The sequence below is a fragment of the Pseudoalteromonas sp. NH0006-46 genome (genome assembly GCF_057547735.1).
The window spans coordinates 35,257-61,075 of sequence record NZ_BAAJML010000013.1 but is presented as its reverse complement, the minus strand read 5'-3'; the positions used below and the strand labels follow the sequence as shown (position 1 = coordinate 61,075).

At 40.3% G+C, this 25,819-nt stretch carries 28 protein-coding genes; 9 read left to right on the top strand and 19 right to left on the bottom strand.

What is annotated here, in order from left to right; translation table 11 throughout:
- The first annotated feature begins 401 nt into the window (after nucleotides 1–401).
- On the top strand, nucleotides 402–938 hold the full coding sequence (locus AC27I2_RS18490; RefSeq protein WP_058405197.1) for a gamma carbonic anhydrase family protein: 537 nt from the start codon (nucleotides 402–404) through the stop codon (nucleotides 936–938).
- Here AC27I2_RS18490 and AC27I2_RS18485 read toward each other — a convergent pair.
- Nucleotides 921–1,181, bottom strand: coding sequence for a DUF1488 family protein (locus AC27I2_RS18485; RefSeq protein WP_487205116.1), 261 nt, complete (start codon nucleotides 1,179–1,181; stop codon nucleotides 921–923). The genes AC27I2_RS18490 and AC27I2_RS18485 overlap by 18 nt on opposite strands.
- Nucleotides 1,178–2,002: a shikimate dehydrogenase gene (gene aroE / locus AC27I2_RS18480; RefSeq protein ID WP_487205115.1), complete on the bottom strand. Its 825-nt coding sequence runs from the start codon at nucleotides 2,000–2,002 to the stop codon at nucleotides 1,178–1,180. Before aroE ends, AC27I2_RS18485 begins: the two co-directional genes overlap by 4 nt.
- Nucleotides 2,003–2,055: 53 nt before the next feature.
- Between aroE and AC27I2_RS18475 the strand changes: the two genes are divergently transcribed.
- Nucleotides 2,056–2,493: a group II truncated hemoglobin gene (locus AC27I2_RS18475; RefSeq protein WP_058405199.1), complete on the top strand. Its 438-nt coding sequence runs from the start codon at nucleotides 2,056–2,058 to the stop codon at nucleotides 2,491–2,493.
- A 42-nt stretch (nucleotides 2,494–2,535) separates the two neighbouring features.
- Here the strand turns inward: AC27I2_RS18475 and hemF are convergent, their stop codons facing one another.
- The 6 genes from hemF to AC27I2_RS18445 form a co-directional block, all read right to left on the bottom strand.
- A complete protein-coding gene (gene hemF, locus AC27I2_RS18470; protein ID WP_058405194.1) occupies nucleotides 2,536–3,486 on the bottom strand; it encodes an oxygen-dependent coproporphyrinogen oxidase in 951 nt (316 codons plus the stop codon).
- Nucleotide 3,487: 1 nt separating this feature from the next.
- The gene (gene tsaC / locus AC27I2_RS18465; RefSeq protein ID WP_487205114.1) at nucleotides 3,488–4,051 is read right to left on the bottom strand and encodes an L-threonylcarbamoyladenylate synthase type 1 TsaC; all 564 of its coding nucleotides are present in this window, start codon (nucleotides 4,049–4,051) and stop codon (nucleotides 3,488–3,490) included.
- Between the two features lie 25 nt (nucleotides 4,052–4,076).
- A complete protein-coding gene (locus tag AC27I2_RS18460) occupies nucleotides 4,077–4,652 on the bottom strand; it encodes a DNA topoisomerase family protein (RefSeq protein ID WP_138530276.1) in 576 nt (191 codons plus the stop codon).
- Nucleotides 4,653–4,771: 119 nt separating this feature from the next.
- Nucleotides 4,772–5,245, bottom strand: a complete 474-nt coding sequence (locus AC27I2_RS18455) for a DUF494 family protein (protein WP_058405191.1) — start codon at nucleotides 5,243–5,245, stop codon at nucleotides 4,772–4,774.
- A 1-nt stretch (nucleotide 5,246) separates the two neighbouring features.
- Nucleotides 5,247–6,338: a DNA-processing protein DprA gene (gene dprA, locus AC27I2_RS18450; protein WP_487205113.1), complete on the bottom strand. Its 1,092-nt coding sequence runs from the start codon at nucleotides 6,336–6,338 to the stop codon at nucleotides 5,247–5,249.
- A 31-nt stretch (nucleotides 6,339–6,369) separates the two neighbouring features.
- On the bottom strand, nucleotides 6,370–7,491 hold the full coding sequence (locus AC27I2_RS18445) for a LysM peptidoglycan-binding domain-containing protein (protein ID WP_219423360.1): 1,122 nt from the start codon (nucleotides 7,489–7,491) through the stop codon (nucleotides 6,370–6,372).
- 119 nt (nucleotides 7,492–7,610) lie between these two features.
- Here AC27I2_RS18445 and def point away from each other — a divergent pair, with 119 nt between their 5' ends.
- The 4 genes from def (at nucleotide 7,611) to trkA (ending at nucleotide 11,841) form a co-directional block, all read left to right on the top strand.
- Nucleotides 7,611–8,117 (top strand): peptide deformylase, encoded by a 507-nt coding sequence (def, locus tag AC27I2_RS18440; protein ID WP_006794002.1) that lies wholly within the window; start codon nucleotides 7,611–7,613, stop codon nucleotides 8,115–8,117.
- Between the two features lie 21 nt (nucleotides 8,118–8,138).
- On the top strand, nucleotides 8,139–9,092 hold the full coding sequence (gene fmt, locus AC27I2_RS18435) for a methionyl-tRNA formyltransferase (RefSeq protein WP_487205112.1): 954 nt from the start codon (nucleotides 8,139–8,141) through the stop codon (nucleotides 9,090–9,092).
- Complete coding sequence (rsmB, locus tag AC27I2_RS18430) at nucleotides 9,085–10,383, top strand: 16S rRNA (cytosine(967)-C(5))-methyltransferase RsmB (protein ID WP_487205111.1); 1,299 nt, start codon at nucleotides 9,085–9,087, stop codon at nucleotides 10,381–10,383. The genes fmt and rsmB overlap by 8 nt, the downstream gene beginning before the upstream one ends.
- A gap of 81 nt (nucleotides 10,384–10,464) precedes the next feature.
- A complete protein-coding gene (gene trkA / locus AC27I2_RS18425; RefSeq protein WP_006793999.1) occupies nucleotides 10,465–11,841 on the top strand; it encodes a Trk system potassium transporter TrkA in 1,377 nt (458 codons plus the stop codon).
- A gap of 67 nt (nucleotides 11,842–11,908) precedes the next feature.
- Here trkA and AC27I2_RS18420 read toward each other — a convergent pair whose 3' ends face one another.
- The 8 genes from AC27I2_RS18420 to AC27I2_RS18385 all read right to left on the bottom strand — a co-directional run bounded on the left by AC27I2_RS18420 (nucleotide 11,909) and on the right by AC27I2_RS18385 (nucleotide 19,475).
- On the bottom strand, nucleotides 11,909–12,124 hold the full coding sequence (locus AC27I2_RS18420; RefSeq protein ID WP_058405185.1) for an EF-hand domain-containing protein: 216 nt from the start codon (nucleotides 12,122–12,124) through the stop codon (nucleotides 11,909–11,911).
- Nucleotides 12,125–12,204: 80 nt separating this feature from the next.
- The gene (locus AC27I2_RS18415; RefSeq protein WP_487205110.1) at nucleotides 12,205–12,417 is read right to left on the bottom strand and encodes a calmodulin; all 213 of its coding nucleotides are present in this window, start codon (nucleotides 12,415–12,417) and stop codon (nucleotides 12,205–12,207) included.
- A 137-nt stretch (nucleotides 12,418–12,554) separates the two neighbouring features.
- Nucleotides 12,555–12,767, bottom strand: a complete 213-nt coding sequence (locus AC27I2_RS18410) for an EF-hand domain-containing protein (RefSeq protein ID WP_006793996.1) — start codon at nucleotides 12,765–12,767, stop codon at nucleotides 12,555–12,557.
- 463 nt (nucleotides 12,768–13,230) lie between these two features.
- A complete protein-coding gene (locus AC27I2_RS18405) occupies nucleotides 13,231–13,893 on the bottom strand; it encodes a flagellar brake domain-containing protein (protein ID WP_487205109.1) in 663 nt (220 codons plus the stop codon).
- A 36-nt stretch (nucleotides 13,894–13,929) separates the two neighbouring features.
- A complete protein-coding gene (locus AC27I2_RS18400) occupies nucleotides 13,930–15,381 on the bottom strand; it encodes a TrkH family potassium uptake protein (RefSeq protein ID WP_487205108.1) in 1,452 nt (483 codons plus the stop codon).
- 96 nt (nucleotides 15,382–15,477) lie between these two features.
- Nucleotides 15,478–16,092, bottom strand: a complete 615-nt coding sequence (locus tag AC27I2_RS18395) for a YigZ family protein (protein ID WP_138530264.1) — start codon at nucleotides 16,090–16,092, stop codon at nucleotides 15,478–15,480.
- A 57-nt stretch (nucleotides 16,093–16,149) separates the two neighbouring features.
- On the bottom strand, nucleotides 16,150–17,472 hold the full coding sequence (pepQ, locus tag AC27I2_RS18390) for a Xaa-Pro dipeptidase (RefSeq protein ID WP_138530262.1): 1,323 nt from the start codon (nucleotides 17,470–17,472) through the stop codon (nucleotides 16,150–16,152).
- Between the two features lie 116 nt (nucleotides 17,473–17,588).
- A complete protein-coding gene (locus AC27I2_RS18385) occupies nucleotides 17,589–19,475 on the bottom strand; it encodes a transglycosylase SLT domain-containing protein (RefSeq protein ID WP_487205107.1) in 1,887 nt (628 codons plus the stop codon).
- A 192-nt stretch (nucleotides 19,476–19,667) separates the two neighbouring features.
- On the opposite strand from AC27I2_RS18385, the gene fadB reads away from it, so the two are divergent.
- The 3 genes from fadB to tusA all read left to right on the top strand — a co-directional run bounded on the left by fadB (nucleotide 19,668) and on the right by tusA (nucleotide 23,536).
- Nucleotides 19,668–21,827: a fatty acid oxidation complex subunit alpha FadB gene (gene fadB / locus AC27I2_RS18380; RefSeq protein WP_487205106.1), complete on the top strand. Its 2,160-nt coding sequence runs from the start codon at nucleotides 19,668–19,670 to the stop codon at nucleotides 21,825–21,827.
- Nucleotides 21,828–21,831: 4 nt separating this feature from the next.
- Nucleotides 21,832–23,001 carry an acetyl-CoA C-acyltransferase FadA gene (gene fadA, locus AC27I2_RS18375; protein WP_008130791.1) on the top strand — a complete coding sequence of 390 codons (1,170 nt, stop codon included), beginning with the start codon at nucleotides 21,832–21,834 and terminating at the stop codon, nucleotides 22,999–23,001.
- Nucleotides 23,002–23,296: 295 nt separating this feature from the next.
- Complete coding sequence (tusA, locus tag AC27I2_RS18370; RefSeq protein WP_058405177.1) at nucleotides 23,297–23,536, top strand: sulfurtransferase TusA; 240 nt, start codon at nucleotides 23,297–23,299, stop codon at nucleotides 23,534–23,536.
- Nucleotides 23,537–23,584: 48 nt separating this feature from the next.
- On the opposite strand, the gene AC27I2_RS18365 is transcribed toward tusA, so the two are convergent.
- From AC27I2_RS18365 to AC27I2_RS18355, 3 genes are all read right to left on the bottom strand, one after another.
- Nucleotides 23,585–24,679 carry a P-loop NTPase fold protein gene (locus AC27I2_RS18365; protein WP_487205105.1) on the bottom strand — a complete coding sequence of 365 codons (1,095 nt, stop codon included), beginning with the start codon at nucleotides 24,677–24,679 and terminating at the stop codon, nucleotides 23,585–23,587.
- A gap of 216 nt (nucleotides 24,680–24,895) precedes the next feature.
- A complete protein-coding gene (locus AC27I2_RS18360) occupies nucleotides 24,896–25,204 on the bottom strand; it encodes a P-loop NTPase fold protein (RefSeq protein WP_487205104.1) in 309 nt (102 codons plus the stop codon).
- Between the two features lie 72 nt (nucleotides 25,205–25,276).
- Nucleotides 25,277–25,726: an early set domain-containing protein gene (locus AC27I2_RS18355; RefSeq protein ID WP_487205103.1), complete on the bottom strand. Its 450-nt coding sequence runs from the start codon at nucleotides 25,724–25,726 to the stop codon at nucleotides 25,277–25,279.
- Nucleotides 25,727–25,819 lie beyond the last annotated feature (93 nt).

Below are 25,819 nucleotides of genomic sequence, written 5' to 3'. Positions count from 1 at the left end.
CCTGTACGAGTGCCCACACAGATGATTGCTTTATATTGTTAAAGAACGTTGCGACGTTGTCGCTAGGGATGCGTATAATACACCCTTTATTTTTCGAGTCAATACTTTGTTTTAAACTTTCTTGCGATGATTTAAAACTGAAGTTTTACTTAACTCTCTGATTAACTCTTGCCTCGCTATGCGTTGGCGCCTGCCGTCTCAGTGGGGTCGCATTATAGGGAGAACAGATTTTTACGCAAGTACTTTTTTAAAGAAAAACTAAAAAAACACACTGTTCGGTTAGTATGTGAGCGAAAGCACTTAAAACTGGTAGTTTTATAATCAATATAGGCTTTGCTGGCACTGAATCAAGCGCTACTGTTACACTAAATACTCATAATTTTTAATTTAAAGGTGCATATATGGCAATACGTTCTTATAAAGGAATTACTCCTTCATTTAATAAATCTGTTTATATAGACGAGTCGTCAGTATTAGTCGGTGATATCACTTTAGGTGATAATAGCAGTGTGTGGCCTTTAGTTGCTGCTCGCGGTGATGTTAACCATATTCGTATTGGTCAGCGTACTAATATTCAAGATGGCAGTGTATTACATTTATCGCGTGCAACTAAAAGCAACCCGGATGGTTACCCTCTTATAATAGGCGACGATGTAACGGTTGGTCACAAAGTAATGCTACATGGGTGCGTACTTGGTAACCGTATACTCGTGGGTATGGGTGCGATTGTCATGGATAACGTAGTTGTAGAAGACGATGTTATTATTGGTGGGGGCTCGTTGGTACCACCCAATAAGCGCTTGGAATCAGGCTATTTGTATGTAGGAAGTCCAGCAAAGCAAGCCCGTCCATTGACTGAGCAGGAGCTCGCTTTTTTAAAAATATCGGCAGATAACTATGTCCAATTAAAAGATGAATATTTAGCTGAAGCTAACTAAGTCCACTTCTATATGACCTGCCGAGTTATAACTTTCTTCTTCTATTAGTTGCTCGGCACGTTCTTCGTATTCAAAACGATATTTTTCAAAATACTCTGTAGCGTGACTTTCATCAGTTAGTTTAAGCGTACTTACGGCAATAATACATTCCACTAGCATGCCATTCACCTGAGCAAAAAATACCAACTGGTGATCAGGCTCCCTAAATTCGAGTCTATCTATAAATTGTATAGCTTGGTTCATTTTAGTGAGCCTTGTTTAAGCGCTTTAACTACAGGGAGGATTTCTGGCATTTTATTATGCCAAACATAATAAGCTTGTGCTGCTTGGCCTACTAACATACCACTGCCATCTAAAAGCTTAGTGCTGTTATTATGCCCTGCTACCCAGTTCATAAAAATAGTGTTTGTCAGTGAATAAAAAATATCGTATGCAACATCACAGCATGTTAAGTGCTTTTTATCTAGAGCTGGCAATTCGTTATTCATGCTGCTAGATGTTGAGTTTACAATTAGTGAGTAATCGCTTACTGGTAAATCATCGAACCCATAGCCTGAAACTTTTCCGTATTCAGCAAATAGCTGAGCTAAGTCTTTTGCCTTTTGAGCGGTACGATTAACAACAATAATTTCTGCGGGTTTTTGTTCAAGCAATGGTAATATTACTCCCCTTGCCGCACCACCAGCACCAATTATTAAAATACGCTTATTTGTAATCACAACTTTATTAGCAAGCAGGTCATTTACAAAACCAACACCGTCGGTGTTATCTCCTAATAATGTACCATCGTCTCTTTTTTTGAGTGTATTAACCGCTCCTACTATTTTTGCAAGCGGCGTTAACTCATCGGCCATGGCAAACGCTTGTTCTTTAAATGGCATGGTAACGTTTGCACCTTTTCCCCCTTGCTCAAAAAAAGTCGATACTGTTTTTTCAAAGCTGTCGATAGGTGCTAATATTGCGCGATAGTCGATTTGCTCACCTAGTGAGATAGCAAATTGTTTATGTATCGCGGGGGATTTTGAATGTTTAATTGGATTTCCAAAAACCGCATATTTGTCCATTTTAACTCAACCTCTTTGCAGCTAAGTGCTGCCTATAAACGATGATAAATAATATGATTAAACGACTTTTTTCTAAATCTAAGCCTGAAAAAGTAGATCAAACACCTACGCCTGAAAAAACACCTTACGAAATAATTGGCCGAGAAAAAGGGGCACGCGCTATTTCTGAACGATTCTACGACATTATGGCCTCAGATGAATACGCTAAACCGTTATATGATATGCATCCTCAACCATTAGATAGGATTCGCCAAGTCTTTTTCGAGTTTTTATCCGGTTGGTTAGGTGGCCCCGCCCTCTTTGAGCAAAAGCATGGACAGCCCATGCTACGTAAACGCCATATGCCATTTTTAATTGATCAAAACTTACGGGATCAGTGGATGTATTGTATGAACAAAACCCTTGATATAGAAATAGATAACCCGCTACTTCGAGAAGGGCTTAAAAACTCATTCGCCCAACTAGCAAGCCACATGATTAACCAACATTAATCATAAACAATAAAAAAGACGCTTTCGCGTCTTTTTTATTGTTTATATCTGCCACTCTCGGGCTATCAACTCTTCTGGTTTACTCGAAAGCCAAGCTTGTGGTCGTAAGTAATACTGATATAGGTTTGCTTCAAGGCTGTTTTCAGCAGGTGTGAAGTTATACTCCCAGCGAGCCAGTGGTGGCATAGACATTAAAATAGACTCTGTTCGCCCACCACTTTGTAGGCCAAACAAGGTGCCTCTGTCCCAAACCAGATTAAACTCAACGTAACGGCCGCGACGGTAGAGTTGAAAATCACGCTGTTGCTCGGTAAATTTATCATTTTTACGGCGTTCAATAATTGGGATATAGGCGTCTAAAAAGCCATTCCCGACTGATTGCATAAACGAAAAACTTTGCTCAAAACCTAATTCATTTAAATCATCAAAAAATAAACCACCTACTCCTCGTGTTTCATCTCGGTGTTTTAAATAAAAATACTCGTCGCACCATGTTTTATATTTTGGATAAACGTCACTACCAAACGGCGCACAGATATCGTGTGCCACTTGGTGCCAATGCTGGACATCTTCAAATACCGGGTAAAAAGGGGTTAAATCAAATCCGCCGCCAAACCACCAAATAGGCTCTTCGCCCTCTTTTTCGGCTATAAAAAATCGTACGTTGGCATGACTTGTTGGCACATGCGGATTTTTTGGGTGAATAACAAGTGATACCCCACATGCATGAAAGCTTCGTCCTGCAAGCTCTGGCCTATGGGCGGTTGCAGAGCCTGGCATTGAGGCTCCAAATACATGAGAGTAATTAACCCCACCTTGTTCTATGATAGTGCCATTGGTGGTAACGCGAGTACGCCCGCCACCGCCTTCAGCTCTTTGCCAGCTATCTTCAACAAATTTAGCGCTTCCATCAGCAGCTTCTAGCCCCTGGCAAATCGTATCCTGTAAAGCCATAAAGTAGGTTTTTACTTGTTCTAATAATTCGCTTTGCATATTACCCTCTAAATACTTTACCGGTCATGGCATCTTTTATTGTGCTGGGTTGTGTGTTGCCACCTAATGGCTCGTCAACATAAAAACCAACTTGATCAGCAAATTGCTCTTTTGCCTGCTCAATACTTATTACTGTTTCTTGGCCTGTTAAATTTGCACTCGTTGATACCAGTGGCTTTCCAAATTCTTGGCATAAGCGTTTAACTGTTGGGTGACTTGTTACTCTTACTGCAATTGTATCAAACTGCCCTGTTAGCCATTTTGGTGTACCTTTTGCTGCTGGCATAACCAAAGTTATAGCAGCCGGCCAACTAGAGAATATATCTGCACGTTTGTCCATGGGTATTTTGGCGTCGTCAACATACTTTAGTAATTGTCCATAGTTGTCTGCAATTAAAATAAGGCCTTTTTCAACGGGACGCTGTTTAATTGCCAGTAACTTCTCAACAGCGTGCTGATTATCTGGATCACAACCCAAACCAAACACAGCCTCTGTTGGATAAACAATGACATCGCCTTGATTTAAGCAAGAGAGTGCCGAAGGCATATTTGAAAGTTCTGACAAAGTAGTCTCCAAAAATAATTAAATGTTATTGAGGTTTAGCAAGCTTATGCATGCAACTTTTTTGTGGGCATTGTAGTAGTGTACCATTTGCCATTTGTCTTTCTATGACGATGGGCCAATTACATTTAGGGCAAGGTTGCTCTACAGGTTTATTATTGAGTGTGTATTTACAACTTGGGTAGCTGTCGCATGAGTAAAACACTTTACCGAACTTGTTACTCCGCGCAACTAAGTGACCTTTTTTACATTTAGGACATGAAGGTAGTGTAACCTCTTGTTCCTTTTGCTCGTTGTCGTTTGCAATGTAGTGACAGTCAGGGTACCCCGTACACCCAATAAACATACCGTAACGTCCGTTTTTAACCACCAGCGGTTTGCTGCACTGAGGGCACGCTGAATCTTCAAGTATTTTTATTTCGTTACTTTCGTGGTGCACTAATGGCCTAATGAAATCACATTGAGGGTAGCTTGCACATCCCAAAAAAGGGCCTGACTTGCTATTGCGCATCACTAACTCTGAGCCACACTGTGGGCATACTTCGTATTCTTTTTCTAAGGCGTGTTTATTCGCCGAGAAAAGCGAATGATCGATTTTACTCATAGTGTTCCTAAGAGATAAGTGAATTTTCGCCTAATATACCCAAACCACTTAAAGATACAAGCTATGGTGAACGCTTAGCTTTAAGTAATTTACGTAATGAGTAATAAATTAATAAGGCATTAATGCAACAATTCAGTGGGCTCATCAAAAATTAAGTCTTCCATTTGCCCATAGGCTTCTTCGGAGCCAGGTACATTAAACAGCACCATAAGCACTAACCACTTTAAATCGTCTAGGTTAATGCTTGGTTTATCAAGCGCGGCGAGTTTATCCATGACCATTTCACGAGTAATACTGTTTATAACGCCAATCTGCTCAACAAACATTAAAAAACCACGACACTCAACATTAAGCATAGCGCATTCGCTTTGAGTAAAAATACGAATAGCATGCCCTGGGTTGGCAATTAAATATGGGGATTCATCGCTATGTTGTAAATCAGCTAATTGCTCTAGCCAATTGAGCGCTTTAAAAATTTCTGGTTTATTAAATCCGGCTCGCATTAACTCATCAGTTAGCTCATTTTGTTCAGCAAAAATATCAGCTTCGCTATGAATATAATTTTCAAATAGATACATAAGTATATCGAACATGCTACCTTCCTGCGCTTAGCCTAATATAACCATCTAAAATACGTTCAATCTGATCGTCTAACTCTAAATCAAGCAATCTTGCCAATACCTTATCTATTGGCCACTGAACTCGGCGTACAATATCGTCAACGGTTGCTACCTCAAAGCCAATGCTATTTAAAACTTCGCAATCACTACTTTGCTGCAGCGTCTCTTCTTTACTATATAGACCGCTTTGATAAGAAAAGCTCACTTCATCTAAAATATCTGTCACATTTTCAACAAGTTTAGCCCCTTGCTTAATTAAAAAATGGCTGGCTTGTGCAAGCGGGTTTTTAATAGAGCCCGGCACTGCAAACACCTCTTTATTTTGTTCAAGCGCATAACGCACCGTAATTAATGAGCCGCTTTTAATTTCAGCTTCAACAATTAAAACACCTAAAGATAAGCCCGAAATAATTCTATTTCGACGAGGAAAGTTATGCGCGTTAGCGGCAGTACCGGGTAAAAATTCACTGATTAATAAACCACTATTGAGCACTTGTTCGGTTAACAGTTTATGACGTTTAGGATAATAAATATCAACGCCCGTGCCTAATACTGCAATGGTTTTACCAGATCCAGCTAGTGCACCTTTGTGCGCAGCACCGTCTATTCCTCTGGCCATGCCCGATGTAATGGTAATACCTGCATTCGTTAATTCGTATGCAAACTCTGATGCTATTTCAAGCCCTGTTGGGGTGGCGTTACGGCTCCCAACAATGGCTATTTGCGAGCTAGAAAGTAAAGACACATCGCCCTTACAAAAAAGTAATAAGGGTGCGCTAGCTATCTGCTTTAATGAATCAGGGTAACGTGCATCAAAAAAACAAATTACCTCTATACAATGCTGCGCAATACGCTCCTCATAATGCTGTACTTGCAGCCAGTCTGTACTGAGTAAATTACTGGCCTGGTTAGCGGTTAAGCCTAACTCGAGTAATTTAGCGTGGGGTAAGTCAAACAATGACTCAAGTGGGTGGTGTTTAGATAGGGCCAATAAGGTTTTTGTACCTAATCCCTTACACATATAAAAGGCAAGCCAGTGAGCTAACTTGCCTGATGACTGATCCATGCTCTCTCCTAGAGCACCGACTCGCTACTTCTTAATGAATAACTGCAATATCTCCAACGCGAATTGGGTGCTGGTTTTTTGTTATTAATGCATAACTTACTTTGTCATACACTTTGAATACAATTAACTCGCCTACTTTTTCTTTAGGCATTTTCCATGTTGTATTATCTTCGTCAGCTTTATCACTAAATAACTGACTTGCATCAGATAACAGTTTTTCAAATTTACTTGAATCTTCTGGATAACGAGGACCACGAGGGCCATCAATAACCGTAGGTGATTCACGCTCTAAATCTAAAACATGGCCTGGTTCAATATTTTGCTCGCGGCCTAAGTTTAGCACTACAACATCCATTGTGCTGAACTCTCTTACTTGACGAGGTGATGCTATGACTTGCCCTTCAACGGGCTCTTTTGGGCGGTGAATATCAAAATACGCAGGCAATAGCTGTCCTTCCATTGCTGGCATTAAAAAGTCACCTTGTTTAATTTCTCGTTTTACTGATTCGACTCGTAATGACGACGGCACACCGTTACTTTCATCGCCACTTCTAAACGCTCGCGCCATGCCAACGTAAGATGCACGCGTTGCTAATACTTCGCCCGTGTTTAAATCAACATAGGGTTCACCCTCGTTGTAAATCGCATAGGCGCCATGTACTTTAAGATCACCTTTAACATATAAAATATGGCCCAAAGTTTGTGTTTTTGTGTTTTCGTTAGCACCTAACACATACGGCATATTTTTTATATCGTCGCTGTTAATCGCTTGCTCGTAACTTAAGTAAGGTTTAATCATTTGCAAAGGTAAAGTGGTAATTGCATTTAACCCTTTTGGCGTAATACGTCCTTGAGGAGACAGCTTTCGATACGCTTTATTAATAACTAAACGTGGATTTCCGTCTGCATCGTATATAAGTGCCAATGCATCACCCGGATAAATTAGGTGAGGGTTATCAATTTGCGGGTTCATTTGCCATAGTTCTGGCCACAACCATGGCTCATCTAAATAAATGCCAGATATATCCCACAACGTATCACCTTTTTTTACAACATACTGTTTTGGTGCATCTTTTTTTATTTTTAGCACGTCAGCAATCGCCCCAAAAGAGGTGCTTAGTGCCAGTATGATTGCAACTAACGGAAATTTCATTGAGCTTCCTTGTATTGTTTTTTCATTATTATTGCTCAAAACCTGTTAAAGGTGAACGTGAATGGCTAAAATAAGAGCATACAATACCCTAAATTAAGCACAAGTGAAAAAGGTAACTAATGGCTAGGTTAGAAGTTTTAAGATTTCCAGATGAGCGTTTACGTACAATAGCAAAAGATGTTGCAGACGTTGACGACCAAGTTCGCCAAATTGTAAAAGACATGCTCGAAACCATGTACGACGAAAATGGCATTGGTTTAGCCGCAACGCAAGTAAATATCCACCAGCGTATTGTGGTTATTGATGTATCTGAAGAGCGTGACGAACCGCTGGTATTAATTAACCCGCAAATTATTAAAAAAGATGGGTCAACGATTAGCGAAGAAGGCTGTTTATCAGTACCTAACTCGTACGCAAAAGTAGACCGAGCTGAAACAGTCACAGTGGCTGCACTAAACGAAAACGGTGAAGAGTTTGTGTTAGACGCAGATGAGCTATTAGCTATTTGTATTCAACACGAACTAGACCACCTACAAGGCAAGCTATTTATTGATTACTTATCTCCATTAAAGCGCCAACGTATCCGTAAAAAGCTTGAAAAAGAAGCCAAGTTTGCAGCACAGTAATCAGTACCTTAGGAAAACTCAGTGATCCAACCATTACGCATAATATTTGCCGGTACGCCGGATTTTGCCGCACGCCATTTACAAGCGCTAATAAATAGCGAACATGAAATTGTGGGCGTATATAGCCAACCAGATCGCCCTGCAGGTCGCGGTAAAAAATTAAAAGCGAGCGAAGTTAAAGCCCTGGCGATTGAAAATGACTTACCGGTTTTTCAGCCTCAGTCATTAAAAAATGATGAAGCACTTGCAGAGCTCACCGCATTAAACGCCGACATAATGATTGTTGTGGCTTACGGCTTAATTTTACCTAAAGCTATTTTAGATACGCCACGCTTAGGCTGCTTAAATGTGCATGGCTCTATATTACCTCGCTGGCGTGGTGCTGCACCTATTCAACGCGCAATTTGGGCGGGTGATGAGGAAACAGGCGTAACCATAATGCAAATGGATGAAGGCTTAGATACTGGCGACATGCTGCATATTAGCCGCTGCCCTATTAGTGATACAGAAACCAGTGCCAGTTTATATAACAAACTAGCAGCGTTAGGTCCAAGTGCATTAATTGACACCGTTAATAAGCTAGCTAATGGTGAGCTGACAGCTGAAACTCAAAATGATGAACTGGCTAACTACGCCAAAAAGCTCTCTAAAGAAGAAGCAAATATTGATTGGTCTATGAGCGCCGTGCAAATAGAACGTAATATTCGCTCTTTTAACCCTTGGCCAGTGTGTTTTACCCAAATGGGTGAACAAACCGTAAAAATATACCAAGCGAAGGTAGTTGATCAAGCGGGCAAGCCGGGCGAAGTTTTAACAAGTGATAAAAACGGTGTTGTTGTTGCCTGTGGTGAGCATGCTTTAAGTATTACTCAGTTGCAACCGCAAGGTAAAAAACCAATGGCAATTAGCGACTTTTTAAATGGTCGCAGTGACTGGGTTAGCCCTGGCACACTATTAGGCGAAAATAATGAATAAAGTGCAAAACGTACGAGCGCTGGCCGCTGAGACTTTATATAACGTGGTTGATAAAGGCGCTTCGCTTAATCAAGAATTACCGTTTGCAAGCCAAGGTTTACCCCCAAAAGACAAAGCACTGTTACAGCAAATTTGTTATGGCGTATTACGCTACTTACCTAGCCTTGAAAACTACTGCCAACATTTAGTAGAAAGTCCACTAAAAGGTAAACGCAGAATTTTTCAATTTTTACTCTATGTGGGTATTTATCAGCTACAACACATGCGCGTTCCACCGCATGCAGCGATTAGCGAGACCGTAAATGCGTTAGGTCAAATGCGCGCACTTGGCTTAAAAGGGTTAATAAATGCTATTTTACGTAGCTTTCAACGCCAACAAGCGGAGCTTGAAGAAAAAGCAAAGCTGATTCCAGTGTGTTTATACAACCACCCTAATTGGTTTATTAAACAAGTAAAAGAAGCCTACCCTGGAAACTGGGAAGCCATACTTGAAGAAAACCAGCAGCAAGCGCCAATGTGGTTACGTGTAAACCAATCACAATTTAGCACGCAAGAATACAGTGATATGCTAACGGCAAATGATATAGAGCATACATTAAACCCAGACTTTGTAGATGGGATTAAACTTGCCAAGCCGCGTGATGTTTTTTCACTTCCTGAGTTTGATACCGGTGCTTGTTCAGTGCAAGATGCAGCAGCGCAATTAGCCGCTCGCTTCCTAGAGCCAAAAAATGACGACGTTATATTAGACGCCTGTGCAGCCCCAGGTGGCAAAACATGCCATATTTTAGAGCTTGCCGACGCCGACGTACTTGCACTTGATAGCGATGCCACTCGCCTTGAACGCGTAAAGCAAAACTTGACCCGTATTGGTTTAGGTGCTGACCTACAATGTGGCGATGCATCGCAACCGCACACATGGTGGGACGATGAACAATTTGATCGTATTTTATTAGATGTGCCTTGTTCAGCAACAGGCGTTATTCGTCGTCACCCAGACATAAAATGGTTGCGTCGTGCATCTGACATTGAAGACTTAGCTGCACTACAAGGCGATATACTCAATAGCATTTGGCCTCTACTGAAGCCCGGTGGTACATTGGTATATGCCACATGTTCGGTTCTTCCAAAAGAAAACCAACAACAAGTTGCTAAATTTTTAGCTAATAACGATGATGTAGAACATATTCCACTTCATGATAAAGACACCCTCACTACACCGGGGTTACAACTACTTCCGGGCGAAAGTGATGGTTTTTATTACGCTAAAATGGTTAAAAAGCCGAGTTAATTAAGGCTTAAGAACGCGTACAACAAGCCATTTTTAAATTTAAAAATGGCTTTTTATTACTACTTAATACACTGGTAAATAATGAAAATAATCATACTCGGTGCTGGACAGGTTGGCGCCACGCTAGCTGAAAACTTAGTAGGCGAACAAAACGAAATTACCGTAGTAGATATTGACGGTAACCGTATACGCGAGCTGCAAGATAAGTACGACCTTCAAGGTGTAATGGGCCACAGTGCTCACCCTGATGTATTGCGCCGCGCCGGCGCAGACGATGCCGATATGATTATTGCGGTAACCAGCTCAGATGAAGTAAACATGGTGGCATGCCAAGTGGCGTATAGTATTTTTAATACACCCACTAAAATTGCTCGAATTCGCTCTGAGCAGTATTTAAAATACCGTGAAAAGCTTTTCCAAAACGATGATTTACCAATCGATCATTACATAGCTCCAGAAGCGTTAGTCACTAAGTATATTCGCCGCTTAATTGACTACCCTGGTGCATTACAAGTCTTGCAATTTGCCGATGGTATGCTCTCGCTAGTTGCAGTAAAAGCCTATTACGGAGGTTTATTAGTAGGCTATGCTTTATCTGCATTAAAAGAGCATATACCTAATGTAGAAACTCGTGTTGCGGCTATTTATCGTCAAGGCAAAGCCATTAAGCCGCTGGGTACAACCGTTATTGAAGCCGACGATGAAGTATTTTTTATCGCGGCAACAAAACATATACGCGCCGTAATGAACGAACTACAAAAACTTGAACGTTCATACAAAAAAATCATGATAGCCGGTGGTGGCAACATCGGAGCTGGCCTTGCTCGCTCTCTTGAAAAAAATCACACCGTAAAATTAATAGAACGCAGTAAAGAGCGTGCTGAACAGCTTTCAGAAATGCTCGATAACACGGTTGTTTTTTGTGGCGACGCTTCCGATCAAGAACTCCTCTCTGAAGAACATATTGAACAAGTGGATGTATTTATTGCCGTTACCAACGACGATGAAGCAAACATTATGTCGGCCATGCTTGCAAAACGCATGGGCGCGCAAAAAACCATGGTGCTTATTCAACGTGGTGCGTATGTAGACTTGGTACAAGGTGGCGAAATAGATATTGCTATATCACCGCAACAGGCAACAATTTCTGCATTGTTAACCCACGTACGTCGCGGTGATATTGTTAACGTGTACTCGCTGCGTAAAGGAGCTGCAGAGGCTATTGAAGCAGTTGCCCATGGTGATGAAAACACCTCTAAAGTAGTTGGCCGCGCAATTGCCGATATAAAACTACCTGCCGGAACAACGATTGGTGCCATTGTGCGTAACGACGATGTACTCATTGCCCACGACGACACCATTATTATGTCGGGCGATCACGTAATCATGTTTTTAATTGATAAAAAGCATATCAACGTGGTAGAAAAACTCTTCCAAGTAAGCGCTATATTTTTATAACGCGTCAGACACAAAAAAGCCGCTGAATATGGCGGCTTTAGTGGAGTATGATTGGGGTATATTGATATTACTGTACTTTTGCAAACTCGTCTTTAGAAAGCTCACCATTTCCATCTGTGTCTAAATCTTTAAAAATTTTTACTAGCTGTGAATTTACTTTTGCCTCTTCCATGCTAATTACACCATCGCTATTGCTATCAAACGATGCAAAGTCTACGGCTGCATAAGCTGCTGAAGAAGATGCTAAAACTAAAACTGCAAGTGTTGTATTTAATGTTTTCATAATAATGTTCCTAGTAAAATGGGAAGTCCTTTTCTAAGTTCCCTGTCTGTGAAAAATAGCTAAAACAATACCGCTTAACTTTAAAATTTTGCAAACTCGTCTTTAGAAAGTTCACCATTGCCATCTGTATCTAGTTCTGTAAACTCAGCCATTAAATCAGTGTCTATTGCCGCTTCGCTTGGGCTAATTGTTCCACTGCCGTCGGTATCTAAACTGTCAAAATCTGATGCTGCAAATGCTGCTGAAGAAGACGCTAATGCAATAAGTGCTAATGCTTTGTTTAAATGTTTCATGACTTAATCCTTCAAAATTTTATTTTAAAAATAACCTAATTAACTCGTAAAATAGCTTCACTTCCTTGTTATCCTTTTTCGAAGGCTCCCTTGCCTACTTAGGTTGTCTTTGGCAACTCAGGATGCTTGTTATTTAATTAAGCTTTTGAAAACTCTTCTTTTGATAACTCACCGTTTTGGTCAGTATCGAGCTCTGAAAACATGCTCATTAATTTTGCATCAACCGATGCCTCAGCTTGGCTAATTGCGCCATTGCCGTCTACATCGAGTGTATTAAAGTCAGAGCCTGCAAAAGCGGCTGACGAAGAAGCAAGTGCGATAAGTGCTAATGTTTTATTTATGCGTTTCATAGTATGTATCCTTCAAATTGTATGTGAGTGATTGGTACTTACTGTTAATCACGTTTTTCGATTAGTACAACCAGACTATTACAACTTAAATGCCAATATTTAATAAGTGTTATTTTTCAATAGCTTAAACATTGAATACTGAAAACCATGCAAATTTATGCATTATTTTTGTAGCTATTTAGCAACGCAGGTTTAGTTAAAATTTGTAAGTTATTAAAAATCAGTTAGTTAGGTTTCATACAAAAAACCACAAAGCCAGATAACTTAAATAATTGAGAGGGTGTTAGGTATTGAGCAGGTAAGTTTTAAACTGAACGAGGTGTAAAAAGAAAATAAATCATAAAAAACTTGAAAGTTATGCCTTTGTTTTTATTGAGTAAAATAATAACTTTAAAGACTGGTAACTTATTTTCGTTCATAAAGTAAAAAGTCGCTATTTTGTTGCAAAATAGCGACATTAAAGCTAATCGGCATCGAGTTCTATCATTGCGGGGTCAATAAAGTGCTCTTTCATAAAAGCTTTCATTTCTTCTTTACTGGCTAATAACTTAATCCCACAACGCACGCCTGTATTATGATCTTTTACACTGCACACTTCGCCTTCAAAGTCTTTACCATTACTCCCTAATACAACTGTGCATTGAGAGTCTTTAATGCTTTCTAGATCAGCGTCAGTTTTTATATCGAACATAGCACCGGTTAGTGAGATATCTTTAATAACACCATCAAGTACCTTGTCATCACTGAGTTTAAGTTTTGCAGGTAATAAGGTTGGAATACGTGTTTGCGAACGTAAACTAAATAGCTGAACTTGCTTAGGGTAGTTAATAAAAATCAGCCTAACGGGATGTGATGCAATAGATTTAATTTGCTGTCTAAAAGCAATTATTTGTCCATCGTCACCTTCTATTAATGCTCTTACAACCACAGTAACACCATCTCGTAAGTAGTCATTTGCGCCCGGTAAACGTTTAGCTGTTGGAAAATTTAAAATAATAAACTTTTCCTCAAGCAAGCCGACCATTTCTGTTTTCACGCGCTTACTGCTGGTAGGTGTTAATATTTCTAAGTCAACTAAACTGCCAACCGGTATATTATTTAATTTATCTGCATGTGTTGCTGGCATATCCATTCCATAAACATAGTAGTAAAACGTTGTGTTTTATCCGCGCCAAAACGTAGGCGTAAATAACACAAGCAAAGTAAAAATTTCTAGTCGGCCAAATACCATTGCAATCGTCAGCAACCATTTAGCGCCATCGGTAATTGCACCATAATGCGAGGCAACATCACCCAAGCCTGGACCTAAGTTATTTAAACACGCCGCCGTAGCCGAAAACGCTGTAATATTATCCATTCCCGTTCCCATCAGCGCCAGCATAATAATAATAAACACCAGAGCATAAGCAGAGAAAAACCCCCACACTGCTTCTACAACCTTATCAGGCAATGCTTTACGACCAAGCTTAATTGAATAAATAGCACGAGGATGTACCAAACGGTTAAGTTCACGCACGCCTTGCAGGTAGAGTAAAAACACGCGCACCACTTTCATACCGCCCCCGGTAGAGCCTGCACAGCCGCCTATAAAGCTCGAAAATATTAATAAAATAGGTAAAAACAGTGGCCACGTCGAAAAGTTATCAGTAGCAAAACCGGCCGTTGTACTCATTGATACCGCTTGAAATAATGCTTGGTCGAGCGTTTCATCACCATTAGCGTAGATCTCATTTGAGGACAAAACCGCAAAACAAATAACCACCAGCGCTAATTGAATACATAAAAACACTTTAAACTCGGGGTCGCGAATGTACACTTGTACATTTCGGCTTGCCACCGCAGCGTAGTGCAAGGAGAAGTTAATAGCAGCGATGATTAAAAAGAAGACACAAATAAAGTTAATAACCGGGCTATCAAAGTGACCCATAGAAGCATCGTAAGTCGAAAACCCGCCAATGGCGACGGTAGAAAACGCATGACAAATTGCATCAAACCAGTCCATACCTGCCGCCCAATAAGCCAACATACAGGCAATGGTTAACGACACATAAATATACCAAAGGTGCTTTGCGGTATCGGCTATGCGAGGGGTCATTTTTGAGTCTTTTACCGGGCCGGGTATTTCAGCACGGTACAACTGCATACCACCAACACCTAGCATGGGCAGTATTGCAACGGCTAATACAATGATCCCCATACCGCCAAACCACTGTAATTGCTGGCGGTAAAACAGTACCGACTTAGGTAAATACTCAATCCCTGTCAAAACTGTAGCCCCCGTGGTTGTTAAACCCGAAAAGGCTTCAAACACAGCATCAGCAAGGGATAAATTAGGTTCTTGTAAAAAGATAAGAGGCAAGGATGCGAATGCCCCCAGTACCAACCAAAACAATACCACAATTAAAAAGCCTTCGCGTGCTTTTAAATCCCCGTTTTCATGTCGGTTTGGGTAATACGCTATTAAGCCAATAATAATACTGAAAATAAACGCTAAAACAAAAGGGACACCGCCACCATCTTTATAAATTAAAGACACCACAGCAGGTGGCACCATGGTAATGCTAAACAGCGCAACAAGTTGGCCAAGAATTTTTATGATGGTACGAAATTGCATTTAGCTAATCGCTTTTATTATTAGTAAATTCAGGCTCAACTGCATTAACCTGGTTAAATAGAATGAATATGCATTATATGCAACTTGTGTAGGTTATTACTCTTTAATAGTTAACTCAACTGCGCCGTGACTTAAATCAAAAATATCTTTAATTGCTTGCTGTGCTTGGCGGCTATCAATGGTGATCACCCAGTTAATGTTAGCAGTAAATTGCTTTTCAATGTTGAGCACTTGGTAGTGTGTTTTAAGTAGCTGCTCAATTGCACCCTGCATACTGTATTCGCTGCTGCCCAGTAGCTCAACGCTTGGCACTTTAAGTACGGTATTTAATTTTGCTAATGCATTATTTAACGATCCGCCATATGCTCGCACTAAACCGCCAGTTCCAAGTTTAATCCCTCCAAAATAACGAGTTACCACGGCTGTAACTTCACCTAGCCCAGATCCCACAAGCGCATTTAACATTGGTTTACCGGCCGTACCATTTGGCTCACCATCGTCTGAAAAACCATACACATGGCTGCCACCGGGGTTACCTGCCACATGGGCCCAACAATTATGCCGAGCATCGCTGTACTTATCTTCAATACTTTTAATAAACGCTTTAGCTGCGACTAAATCTGGGGTGTGTGCAATATGCACAATAAACGTGCTTTTTTTTATTTCTTCTTGATGAAACACACCCTCGGCTGGGTATTTATATTCTGACATATTTTACTTAACCAAAAAAATGGGGCCATCAGGCCCCTTCTATCGCAAACTGCTCACTTAATCTAAGTGTAAGTCACGCGTCATATTTTCTAAACTATCTTCGTGCACAATAATGTTATCTTCAATACGAATACCACCATAAGGTTTAAATTCTTCAACCTTATTCCAATTAATGTATTGCTTGTTATCCGTTTGTGCTAAATCACCTAACAACGAATCAATAAAATATAAACCTGGTTCGATAGTAAATACCTGGTTTTTCTCTATCATACGGGTACAACGTAAAAATGGGTGCCCGTCTGGTGATGCTTGATGAGTACCTTTGTCGTCACTCATAAAACCGCCTACATCATGCACTTGTAAACCAAGGTGATGCCCTAAACCATGTGGGAAGAAAGTAGACGTGATTTTACGCTCAACTATATCTGCAGCCGGTAAGTTAACTATATTAAAGTCGCTAAGAATTTGCGCTATGCGGTTATGGCACTCAACGTGTAAATCACCGTATAACATGCCAGGTTTTAAACCTTTACCTAACTCAACCTGTATTGCGGTCATTGCTGTAACTAACTCAGCAAATTCACCCTGCTTTTTAAAGTCATAAGTGCGCGTTATATCTGCAGCATAACCGTTAAAGTTTGCGCCAGCATCAATTAAAAATGAGTTATGTGTTTGCGGTGCATTTGACTCAAAATGGGTGTAATGCAAAATAGCGCAGTTTTCGTTAAGCGCCACTATATTGCCATACGGCATTTCGTTTTCGCTTTGGCGTGTTGCCATTAGGTAAGCGTGCTGAATATCAAACTCACTGCCACCATTAAAAAAAGTGTCGCGCGCAGCTTTGTGGCCGTCAACGGCTATGCGGTTAGCATTACGTAAACATTCGAGTTCATATTGTGTTTTGTAAGCACGGTTAAAGTGTAAATAGTTAAGCACGGGCTCTGGGTTCATTATGCTAAAGCCAAGTGCTTGAGCTACTTCTATGTATTCGCCCATATACGCGTATTTTGCTTTATCATAAGGGAGCAGCTTTTCAACCTGATCGGGTTGTAACAATAGTTCTATATCAAAATACTCAGCCCAAAAATCACGTGGCTCGTCGGGTACTTTATGCCAAAAATCAACAGGACGATAAAAAATAAGCTTAGGTTTATCGCTACCATTAACAACAATCCAGCAATGCGGGTTATCAATAACAGGTAACCAGGCTTTAAAGTGAGGATTAACTTTAAACGGGTAATACATGTCGTCTAAAAATTGGCGCTTTGCTTGGCCTGAGTGAATAACTAATCCTTCTAACCCTTCGCTTTCGCAAATTGTACGAGTACGCTGCTGCAGTGTTGCAATATGTTCTGCGTATAAAACGGCTAATTTATCCATTGTTAATCCATCTGTTAAATTTAACGTGTGCTGAGTCTACCACTTATAGCTATTACGCTCAAAAAAGGGGGATGGCTCACAGTAAGCACTATCCCCCTAATTTAAACTTATGTTTACTACCCGCCTATTTTCATTTCCAGTATAGGAGCTAATATATTACCCTCTCGGCCCATGCGAGTATGGTATACCTGCCTATACGCAAATACATTTTTTACGTAGTCGCGTGTTTCACGGTATGGAATAAGCTCTATCCATAACTCTGCAGGCATTGCATCATCAGGCACCCAGCGTTTTATACGATGGTAGCCTGCATTATAAGATGCCGTAGCCAATATTTCGTTACCGTGATTTTTCTTTTTCAAGTAACGTAAATAACTGGTACCTAGCCTAATATTTGTTTTAGGTTGATATAACCGACTATTAGACACGCTACCTTTATTTACATATTTAGCAGTACTTGGCAGCAATTGCATTAAACCTCGAGCATTAGCACTTGATCGCGCGTCAGGTGCAAATGAACTTTCTCGCCTTGCTATAGCTATACTCCACGCCACATCTATTTTATTGCGCTTACTGTAGCGTTCAAATATGTCTTGAAAAGCAAACGGAAAACGCTGCTCAACGTTATCCCACGCTTTTATTTTAGCCAGTGTGAATATAGTGCTGTCGTGCCACCCCAAATCGGTAGATAAAACGGTGGCTGCAAGTTTTTCTTCTTCATTTGAAGTATTTGTTAAGTAATTCCACTCACGTCTCGCGGAAGTAACACGCTCTAGTTCGTATAATGCTTTTGAACGTTTAAAACCGGGAGCATTACTTACTTTATTGATTAGTTGCTCACTAACCACTTTAGGTTGATTATTTAAATCAACCGATAGCCCTAAACGTGCAGCAGCTAAAAAGCCGTAGTAATCTCGGTTAGTTGCAATACTTTGCCACATTTCTTTAGCTTTTTGCTCATCGCCGCGTTCTGCGTAACTATATGCAAGCCAATACTGTTGACCCAAGCTAAGGTTTTCTTTACCAGTAAAAAACGCAGCAATGCCTGCCCAATCTTGGGTTTTTAGCATATTACCAAGCTGCCATTGCATTAATTTGTTGTCTTGGCGCTCTTTTGGCACTTTGTTTAACCAAAAGCTGGCTTGTTTATGCCCGCTAGAAGCGAGTGATAAAGCAAAGGTGTAGTATAAATCTGCCTTTTCTTCATCGCTGTAGTTAAACATGCGCTCTATTTTTTCCCATGCGCGAAGTGCAAGTTCTTTATCTCGCCATATCAACCGCTTAACTCCATAAAGTGCAATTTCACCTTCCTTAGGCGATTTATTTTTATAGCGGTATAATCCCGCCGCAGCACTTGGGTCGCGTCGTACTTTTAAATATAAGTCAGCAAGGTAACGCTCATTTTTTGGTAAAAGTGTTTTTAAATAAGGAAGTAAACTTTGTGTACCGCCTTGCGCGGCAAGCGTTATTCGCTGCCATACGGTATCGGCATTCATATAGCCTTTTTTACGCCAATACGAAAATAACGAATCACACTCTTTAGGTTGTGACTTACCCACCGTCCATAAATCGGTCACCTGGTTTAAAATGGCCTTTTCTGGGGCACCTAAGTCCAGCTGATACCCTAAATAAGTGCAAGTGTATTCAACATTACTCGTGTCCCGGTAATTACGAATATACGCCGCTTTTCTATTATTTTTTTCAAGATACTCCAGCCACACTTTACGAACAGGCCATTCAAGTGGCGTATGCTGATATATATTTAGATAGCTTTCTATCTCGGCCTGATATTTTATGCTCGGGTTTCGTTGCCAGTATGTTTTTTCTACATACGGTTTTAGCGGGTGATTTAGGTTATTAACTACATTTTTGAACTCACGGTAACTTGCGTTGCGTACTTTTTTTTCAGCATCTAAAAATGCGTCGTTATCGATGCTAGCCTCGGCAGAATAAAGAGGAAAAATGAAAGCAGCTGCCGCAAAACTAAATAATTGTTTTTTCATAATGTCCTTTAATAAAAAATTAAAGTAGTGAATAAAAGCTTTTTCACCACCTTAGCACCAAACCAGCTATATTTTAACCAGTCGTTTGTAACCGAGTTAAATTTTTCGTTGCATTTTCTATTCAAAGCAAGCACACTGATTGAAATGCAAACTCATCGTACCAGTCTTAGTTCGTCAACTAGGGAGAATAAAATGTTATATAAAAGCGATTCCTTTGAAGTTAACTTCCTAAAGGAAAACATCGCCGAGTTTAAGTTTTGTGTTGCAGGTTCTGTAAACACATTATCTCAAAAAACTCTTTCAGATTGTGCAGCAGCATTAAAAGAATTAGCTGCTAATTCTGATATCAAAGGCATGGTTTTTACCAGTGATAAAGACCACTTTATTATCGGCGCCGACATCTTCGAATTTTTACCTACATTTACTAAACCTGAAGAAGACTTAGTAGTGTGGATCAAAAACGCAACTGACGTTTTTGATGCAATTGAAGATCTTCCATTCCCAACTCTAAGCGTTGTAAACGGTTTAGCACTTGGCGGCGGATGTGAGTGGGCACTTGCTACCGATTATCGTGTTGCAAGCGAAAGCGCTAAAATGGGCTTACCAGAAGTTAAACTTGGCATAATGCCTGGTTTTGGTGGCACAGTGCGCTTACCACGTATCATTGGCGCAGATAACGCAATGATGTGGATCACTTCAGGCGCTGAAAACCGCGCAGCTGACGCCCTTAAAGTAGGTGCGTTTGACGCGGTAGTTAGTGCTGACAAACTTTTAGAGTCAAGTGTAGCAACACTTGAACTAGCGATTGCAGGCAAGTTAGATTGGCAAGCAAAACGCAACGCAAAACTACAGCCACTTAAATTAAACCGTGTTGAACAAGGCATGAGCTTTGCTATGGCAGAAGGTATGGTAATGGGTAAAACCAAAGGCCACTATCCTGCTCCGGTTATGGCAGTACGTACTATTAAAGCAGCGGCAAACTGTACTCGCGATGAAGCAATGGCAATCGAAAATGCTAACTTTGCAAAACTTGCGCGTACTAACGAAGCTGCAGCACAAACGGGCATTTTCTTAAATGACCAATTCATCAAAGGTAAAGCACGTAAACTTGCTAAGCACAGCGATGTAGAAATTAAACAAGCTGCAGTATTGGGCGCGGGTATTATGGGCGGCGGTATTGCATATCAGTCAGCTTATAAAGGCACACCTATCATAATGAAAGACATCCAACAGGATGCGCTTGATTTAGGTATGGGTGAAGCGTCTAAATTATTAGGTGCAAAAGTTAAGCGTGGCCACATGCCAATGGAAAAAATGTTGGCAACACTCAGTAAAATTAAACCAACACTTAACGATGCAGACCTACAAGACGCCAACATCATTGTTGAAGCCGTTGTAGAAAACCCTAAAGTTAAGCAAGCAGTGTTAGCTGACCTTGAAAAGAACATGCCAGAAGGCACTGTACTTACATCAAACACGTCAACTATTTGTATTGATTTACTTGCTGAAGCACTTGATAAGCCAGAAAACTTCTGTGGTATGCACTTCTTTAACCCAGTGCCAAAAATGCCATTAGTAGAAATTATTCGTGGTGCAAAAACGTCAGACAAAACCATTAACGCAGTTGTTGATTATGCCCTTAAACTTGGCAAGTCTCCTATCGTTGTTAACGATTGCCCAGGCTTTTTTGTAAACCGTGTTTTATTCCCTTACTTTGCAGGCTTTAGCAAGCTAGTTGTTGAAGGCGCTAACTTTGCAAAAGTAGATAAAGTAATGGAAAACGTATTTGGTTGGCCTATGGGTCCGGCTTACCTACTAGATGTTGTAGGTATTGATACGGCTTATCATTGTACTGGCGTAATGGCTGACGGTTTCCCTGAGCGCATGGCGCGTGCAGAAAAAGACCCAGTGACTGTTTTCGCAAACGAAAAACGTTTTGGTCAAAAGAACAAAGCAGGCTTCTACAAGTACGAAACAGACCGTCGTGGTCGTCTTAAAAAATCAAGCGATGCAACAGCAGTTGAGCTACTAGCGCCAATTACTGATGCACCGAAAGAATTTGATAAACAAGAAATCATTGACCGTTGTATGATTCCAATGATCAACGAAGTTCTTCTTTGTTTACAAGAAGGCATTGTTGCTTCTCCACAAGAAGCTGATATGGCCCTTGTGTACGGTGTTGGTTTCCCTCCATTTAGAGGCGGTGCGTTCCGTTACTTAGATCAAACTGGTTTAGCTAACTTTGTTGCAGCAGCAGACAAATACGCTCACCTAGGTGCGATTTACCAAGTATCAGAGCAAACTCGCAAATGGGCTGAAGAAGGCCGTGTTTTCTATAAGGTGGAAGGTTAATATCATGAATAATCCAGTAATTGTAGATTGTATCCGCACACCAATGGGTCGCTCAAAAGGCGGCGTATTTAAAAACAAGCGTGCGGAAGACTTAAGCGCTCACTTAATGAAGGGCTTACTAGAACGCAACCCAGCGGTTGATCCTGCATCAATCGACGACATTTATTGGGGTTGTGTACAGCAAACATTAGAGCAAGGCTTTAACGTTGCACGTAACGCATCGCTTCTTGCGGGTATTCCACACTCAGTACCAGCAACGACCGTTAACCGTTTATGTGGCTCGTCAATGCAAGCATTGCACGACGCTGCGCGCGCTATTATGACTGGCGCTGGCGATACTTACCTAATTGGTGGTGTTGAGCACATGGGTCACGTTCCTATGACTCACGGTAACGACTTTCACCCAGGCCTAGCAACGTCAATTGCGCAAGCTTCAGGCTCTATGGGTTTAACAGCAGAATACCTTGCAACTATTCACGGCATTAGCCGTCAGCAGCAAGATGAATTTGCATACCGTTCGCATCAACGTGCACATGCTGCAACAGTTGAAGGACGTTTCCGCCGCGAAATTTTAGCAATGGAAGGTCATGCAGCAGATGGCTCTTTAATTTTAGTTGAAGACGATGAAGTAATTCGTCCTGAAACAACGGTTGAAGGTTTATCTCAGCTTCGCCCAGTATTTAACCCAGCATCGGGTTCTGTTACAGCGGGTACATCTTCTGCACTTTCTGATGGCGCATCAGCGATGTTAGTAATGAGCGAAGAAAAAGCTAAAGAGTTAGGCTTACCAATTCGTGCGCGCATTAAAGCAATGGCAGTTGCCGGTTGCGATCCATCAATCATGGGTTACGGCCCAGTACCAGCAAGTAAAAAAGCACTTGCACAAGCGGGTATCACAATTGATGACATTGATGTAGCTGAGCTTAACGAAGCCTTCGCAGCGCAATCACTGCCAGTACTTAAAGACTTAGGTTTAGCTGATGTGGTTGACGAAAAAGTTAACTTGAATGGCGGCGCTATCGCTCTGGGCCACCCTCTAGGTTGTTCTGGTTCGCGTATCAGCACCTCGCTAATTCACTTAATGGAAGATAAAAATGCTAAATATGGTTTAGCGACTATGTGTATTGGTTTAGGCCAAGGCATCGCAACTGTATTTGAGCGTGTTCAAGACTAATACTCTTAACATGTAAACCATCTTGGTGAGTAAAAAGGCGCACTGACGAAAGTTAGTTCGCCTTTTTTATTTGCCAAATTTAAGGTACTTTACTAAAGCGATTTAGATTAGTGATGTTGTTGTGATCGGGTTTATAATTTAATGTTTATGTATATAAACTTAAATGAAAACTGATCCAGATCTAAGTAATTTAGTTAAAGTATACTTAAAATTACGCTAAACTTTGGCGCAACAAAAAAGTCTGACTACTCATTAAAATCACATATTTGAATCACTATTAACAGGCATACGTACTATGAATTTTGATAACCCCGATCACCAATTAGATGCAATAGGTCTTCGCTGTCCAGAACCTGTAATGATGGTACGTGCTGCTATTCGAAAAATGAACGAGGGTGAAACACTGTTAATAACCGCCGATGACCCATCAACCACCCGTGATATTCCAAGCTTTTGTGTATTTATGGATCACACGCTGGTGGCTAAAGACGCGAATGAAGCGCCGTATAGGTATGTGGTGAAGAAAGGGTTGTAAAAGCTATCAGCTATCAGCTATCAGCTATCAGCTATCAGCTATCAGCTATCAGCTATCAGCAAATTTGTTCGTTAAGCCAATTAGGTTCAAGTAATCATTTGCACTCAAACTGTTTACTCCTAATAATGTCATATGAGCTTCTAATAGTTGAGATTCACTGATAGCACCTCTCCCATCGTAGCCAAACGTATGCATGTAACCTGGTTTTCTAATTTTACCGTTCCTGTTTAAAACGCTTTGGAAGCTCTGAAAATAAGTTAAAAGACCCATACCTGAGAAATTTAATTCAAATTCCATCAGTCTTACTTTCTCGCGATCCTCTAGGCTTACTAACTGCTTTATGCCATCTAGTTTTTTTGCAGAAAAAAGCATTTCTTTTAAATACTTAGGTAAGTTCAGTTGTTTTGATGAAAGCTTTAAGTCTGTAACCCTTTGATTTATTTCAAATCGTTGGTCATTAAAAATACTGCACATATAATCATAATGAGGTTTATTGAACATGTACAAGCAAAGTAAAATGAGTAGGACTAAAATATCTACTGTTTTCTCTTTACCAATTAACTCTATACTTGTAAGTAATCTATTTGCTAATTGTATAGCTGACCTAGGCGCTAAATTTTGCCAATTCGAGATTTCAGCAATGAGAGATGATAACTGTCTTTCTAAATCATCACCATGAGATAAAAGCGGAAACAGCAATATGCTTTTTTGTTCAAGGTAGTTATTATCTAATACAGTAAAATCACAATTTGCTTCTAGTAAACTAGCAGAAATCCCAACATCTAGATGATACTTTGTATCGAAGAAGCGCCTTAAATAATTATCAGCATTAAAATCGTTTCCATATAAAGCTTTTATCGTGTGCTGCAATTCTTCTGTATGTGTTGAAACGACTATTACTAACCCTTCAATATCAAAAATATGCTTTATGGCTTCAAGCATTTCTACTGCATAAGTTGGGCGGCAGCGGTCTAACTCATCAATAAAAATGAATGCAGGATAATCACGTGCTGTTGCTTGCAAGCCTCTTTTTGGCTTTTCAATCGAGTATTTGACTAACTCTTTAATGGTGCCCTTTAGCTCTTTTACTCCCTTCTTATAGTCACTATGCTCTTTAAACGCTTGTGTTGTCATCGCTTCCATGGCTGCTGACAAATCCAATGATTTATTGTTTTGTGTTGATGGCGAAGTACATGTGTCAGAGTTTTCGTCTACAAATATGTCTTCAATATCAAAGCCACCATATCGTTTAACTAGTGCTGCTAAGATTTTTGGTAATACAGATATACCTATATTCTTAAAACTTTTTCTTTTGGCTTGAGTTAAATGGCTTTTGTTAATTGTTTCTAGAAGTTGCTCTTATATTTCAGCAAGGACGCTAATAATAGGTGAATCCATAAAATCATTCGACCAAGCATCTATATAAACAACAGGATGATCGTGTTTTAAGTCTTCAGCCCAACGTTTTACGAAATAAGTTTTACCAGCGCCCCATTCCGCATTAACGTTAATTACATATGAAGATTTATTAGGTTTCTCTCTATTCGCTTTTGAACGACGAACAAGGATTTTTGTAAGTAGTTCTGCATCTTGCTTTCTATTTAGCTGATCTGCAGGATAAGTAATATCATCAATTTTTATTTCTTCGGTCCACTGCTTAGTTTTCACAATAACATCCTTGTCACAAATCTAAAAATTCACTCGGGCAACTGAAAGCTGACGGCTTATAGCTTAAAGCTCTTACTTCTTAGTTATCGTCACTTTTGGTTCGTCGTAGTCACTGAAATCAATGCTGACTATATACGTGCCTTTTATCGCAGGTGTATAACTAAAGTAATTATAAATAGTATTGCAGTCTGCGTTTGCTGCTTGGCCTAGCGTTAAACTCTGACCTTGTGGATATGAGTCGCTATAACCACAGTTAAAGCCTTCACTAAAATCGGCATCGGCTATTTTAAATTCGTACACTTTACCTGGTGTGCTAAATTTTACCTGTGCTTGATAAAGTGCTGGGCCCACTAAATTAAGCTGATATTGAGGCTCTGCATCCCATAAAGTAAAATCGCCTCGCAAGTACATGGTGCGGTCGAGTTCTTTTTGCGGCAATACATCGTTAATTGATATTTGGCTTGAACATGCGCTGAGTAACCCAACAATAGCGAGTGGTATTATTTTTTTTATTGAAATCATCAATTTTAATCCTATTCATTATACCTATTAAAAAATGCCTATTTTGCTAATAGGTATTAAAACTAAAAAGCCAGCGTTATGCTGGCTTTTTAA

Coding starts and splice junctions, on each gene's coding strand:
- AC27I2_RS18490 (WP_058405197.1), top strand. CDS start 402: ATGGCAATACGTTCTTATAAAGGAATTACTCCTTCATTTAATAAATCT.
- AC27I2_RS18485 (WP_487205116.1), bottom strand. CDS start 1,181: ATGAACCAAGCTATACAATTTATAGATAGACTCGAATTTAGGGAGCCT.
- aroE (WP_487205115.1), bottom strand. CDS start 2,002: ATGGACAAATATGCGGTTTTTGGAAATCCAATTAAACATTCAAAATCC.
- AC27I2_RS18475 (WP_058405199.1), top strand. CDS start 2,056: ATGATTAAACGACTTTTTTCTAAATCTAAGCCTGAAAAAGTAGATCAA.
- hemF (WP_058405194.1), bottom strand. CDS start 3,486: ATGCAAAGCGAATTATTAGAACAAGTAAAAACCTACTTTATGGCTTTA.
- AC27I2_RS18460 (WP_138530276.1), bottom strand. CDS start 4,652: ATGAGTAAAATCGATCATTCGCTTTTCTCGGCGAATAAACACGCCTTA.
- AC27I2_RS18455 (WP_058405191.1), bottom strand. CDS start 5,245: ATGTTCGATATACTTATGTATCTATTTGAAAATTATATTCATAGCGAA.
- dprA (WP_487205113.1), bottom strand. CDS start 6,338: ATGGATCAGTCATCAGGCAAGTTAGCTCACTGGCTTGCCTTTTATATG.
- AC27I2_RS18445 (WP_219423360.1), bottom strand. CDS start 7,491: ATGAAATTTCCGTTAGTTGCAATCATACTGGCACTAAGCACCTCTTTT.
- def (WP_006794002.1), top strand. CDS start 7,611: ATGGCTAGGTTAGAAGTTTTAAGATTTCCAGATGAGCGTTTACGTACA.
- rsmB (WP_487205111.1), top strand. CDS start 9,085: ATGAATAAAGTGCAAAACGTACGAGCGCTGGCCGCTGAGACTTTATAT.
- trkA (WP_006793999.1), top strand. CDS start 10,465: ATGAAAATAATCATACTCGGTGCTGGACAGGTTGGCGCCACGCTAGCT.
- AC27I2_RS18420 (WP_058405185.1), bottom strand. CDS start 12,124: ATGAAAACATTAAATACAACACTTGCAGTTTTAGTTTTAGCATCTTCT.
- AC27I2_RS18415 (WP_487205110.1), bottom strand. CDS start 12,417: ATGAAACATTTAAACAAAGCATTAGCACTTATTGCATTAGCGTCTTCT.
- AC27I2_RS18410 (WP_006793996.1), bottom strand. CDS start 12,767: ATGAAACGCATAAATAAAACATTAGCACTTATCGCACTTGCTTCTTCG.
- AC27I2_RS18405 (WP_487205109.1), bottom strand. CDS start 13,893: ATGCCAGCAACACATGCAGATAAATTAAATAATATACCGGTTGGCAGT.
- AC27I2_RS18400 (WP_487205108.1), bottom strand. CDS start 15,381: ATGCAATTTCGTACCATCATAAAAATTCTTGGCCAACTTGTTGCGCTG.
- AC27I2_RS18395 (WP_138530264.1), bottom strand. CDS start 16,092: ATGTCAGAATATAAATACCCAGCCGAGGGTGTGTTTCATCAAGAAGAA.
- pepQ (WP_138530262.1), bottom strand. CDS start 17,472: ATGGATAAATTAGCCGTTTTATACGCAGAACATATTGCAACACTGCAG.
- AC27I2_RS18385 (WP_487205107.1), bottom strand. CDS start 19,475: ATGAAAAAACAATTATTTAGTTTTGCGGCAGCTGCTTTCATTTTTCCT.
- fadB (WP_487205106.1), top strand. CDS start 19,668: ATGTTATATAAAAGCGATTCCTTTGAAGTTAACTTCCTAAAGGAAAAC.
- fadA (WP_008130791.1), top strand. CDS start 21,832: ATGAATAATCCAGTAATTGTAGATTGTATCCGCACACCAATGGGTCGC.
- tusA (WP_058405177.1), top strand. CDS start 23,297: ATGAATTTTGATAACCCCGATCACCAATTAGATGCAATAGGTCTTCGC.
- AC27I2_RS18365 (WP_487205105.1), bottom strand. CDS start 24,679: ATGGAAGCGATGACAACACAAGCGTTTAAAGAGCATAGTGACTATAAG.
- AC27I2_RS18355 (WP_487205103.1), bottom strand. CDS start 25,726: ATGATTTCAATAAAAAAAATAATACCACTCGCTATTGTTGGGTTACTC.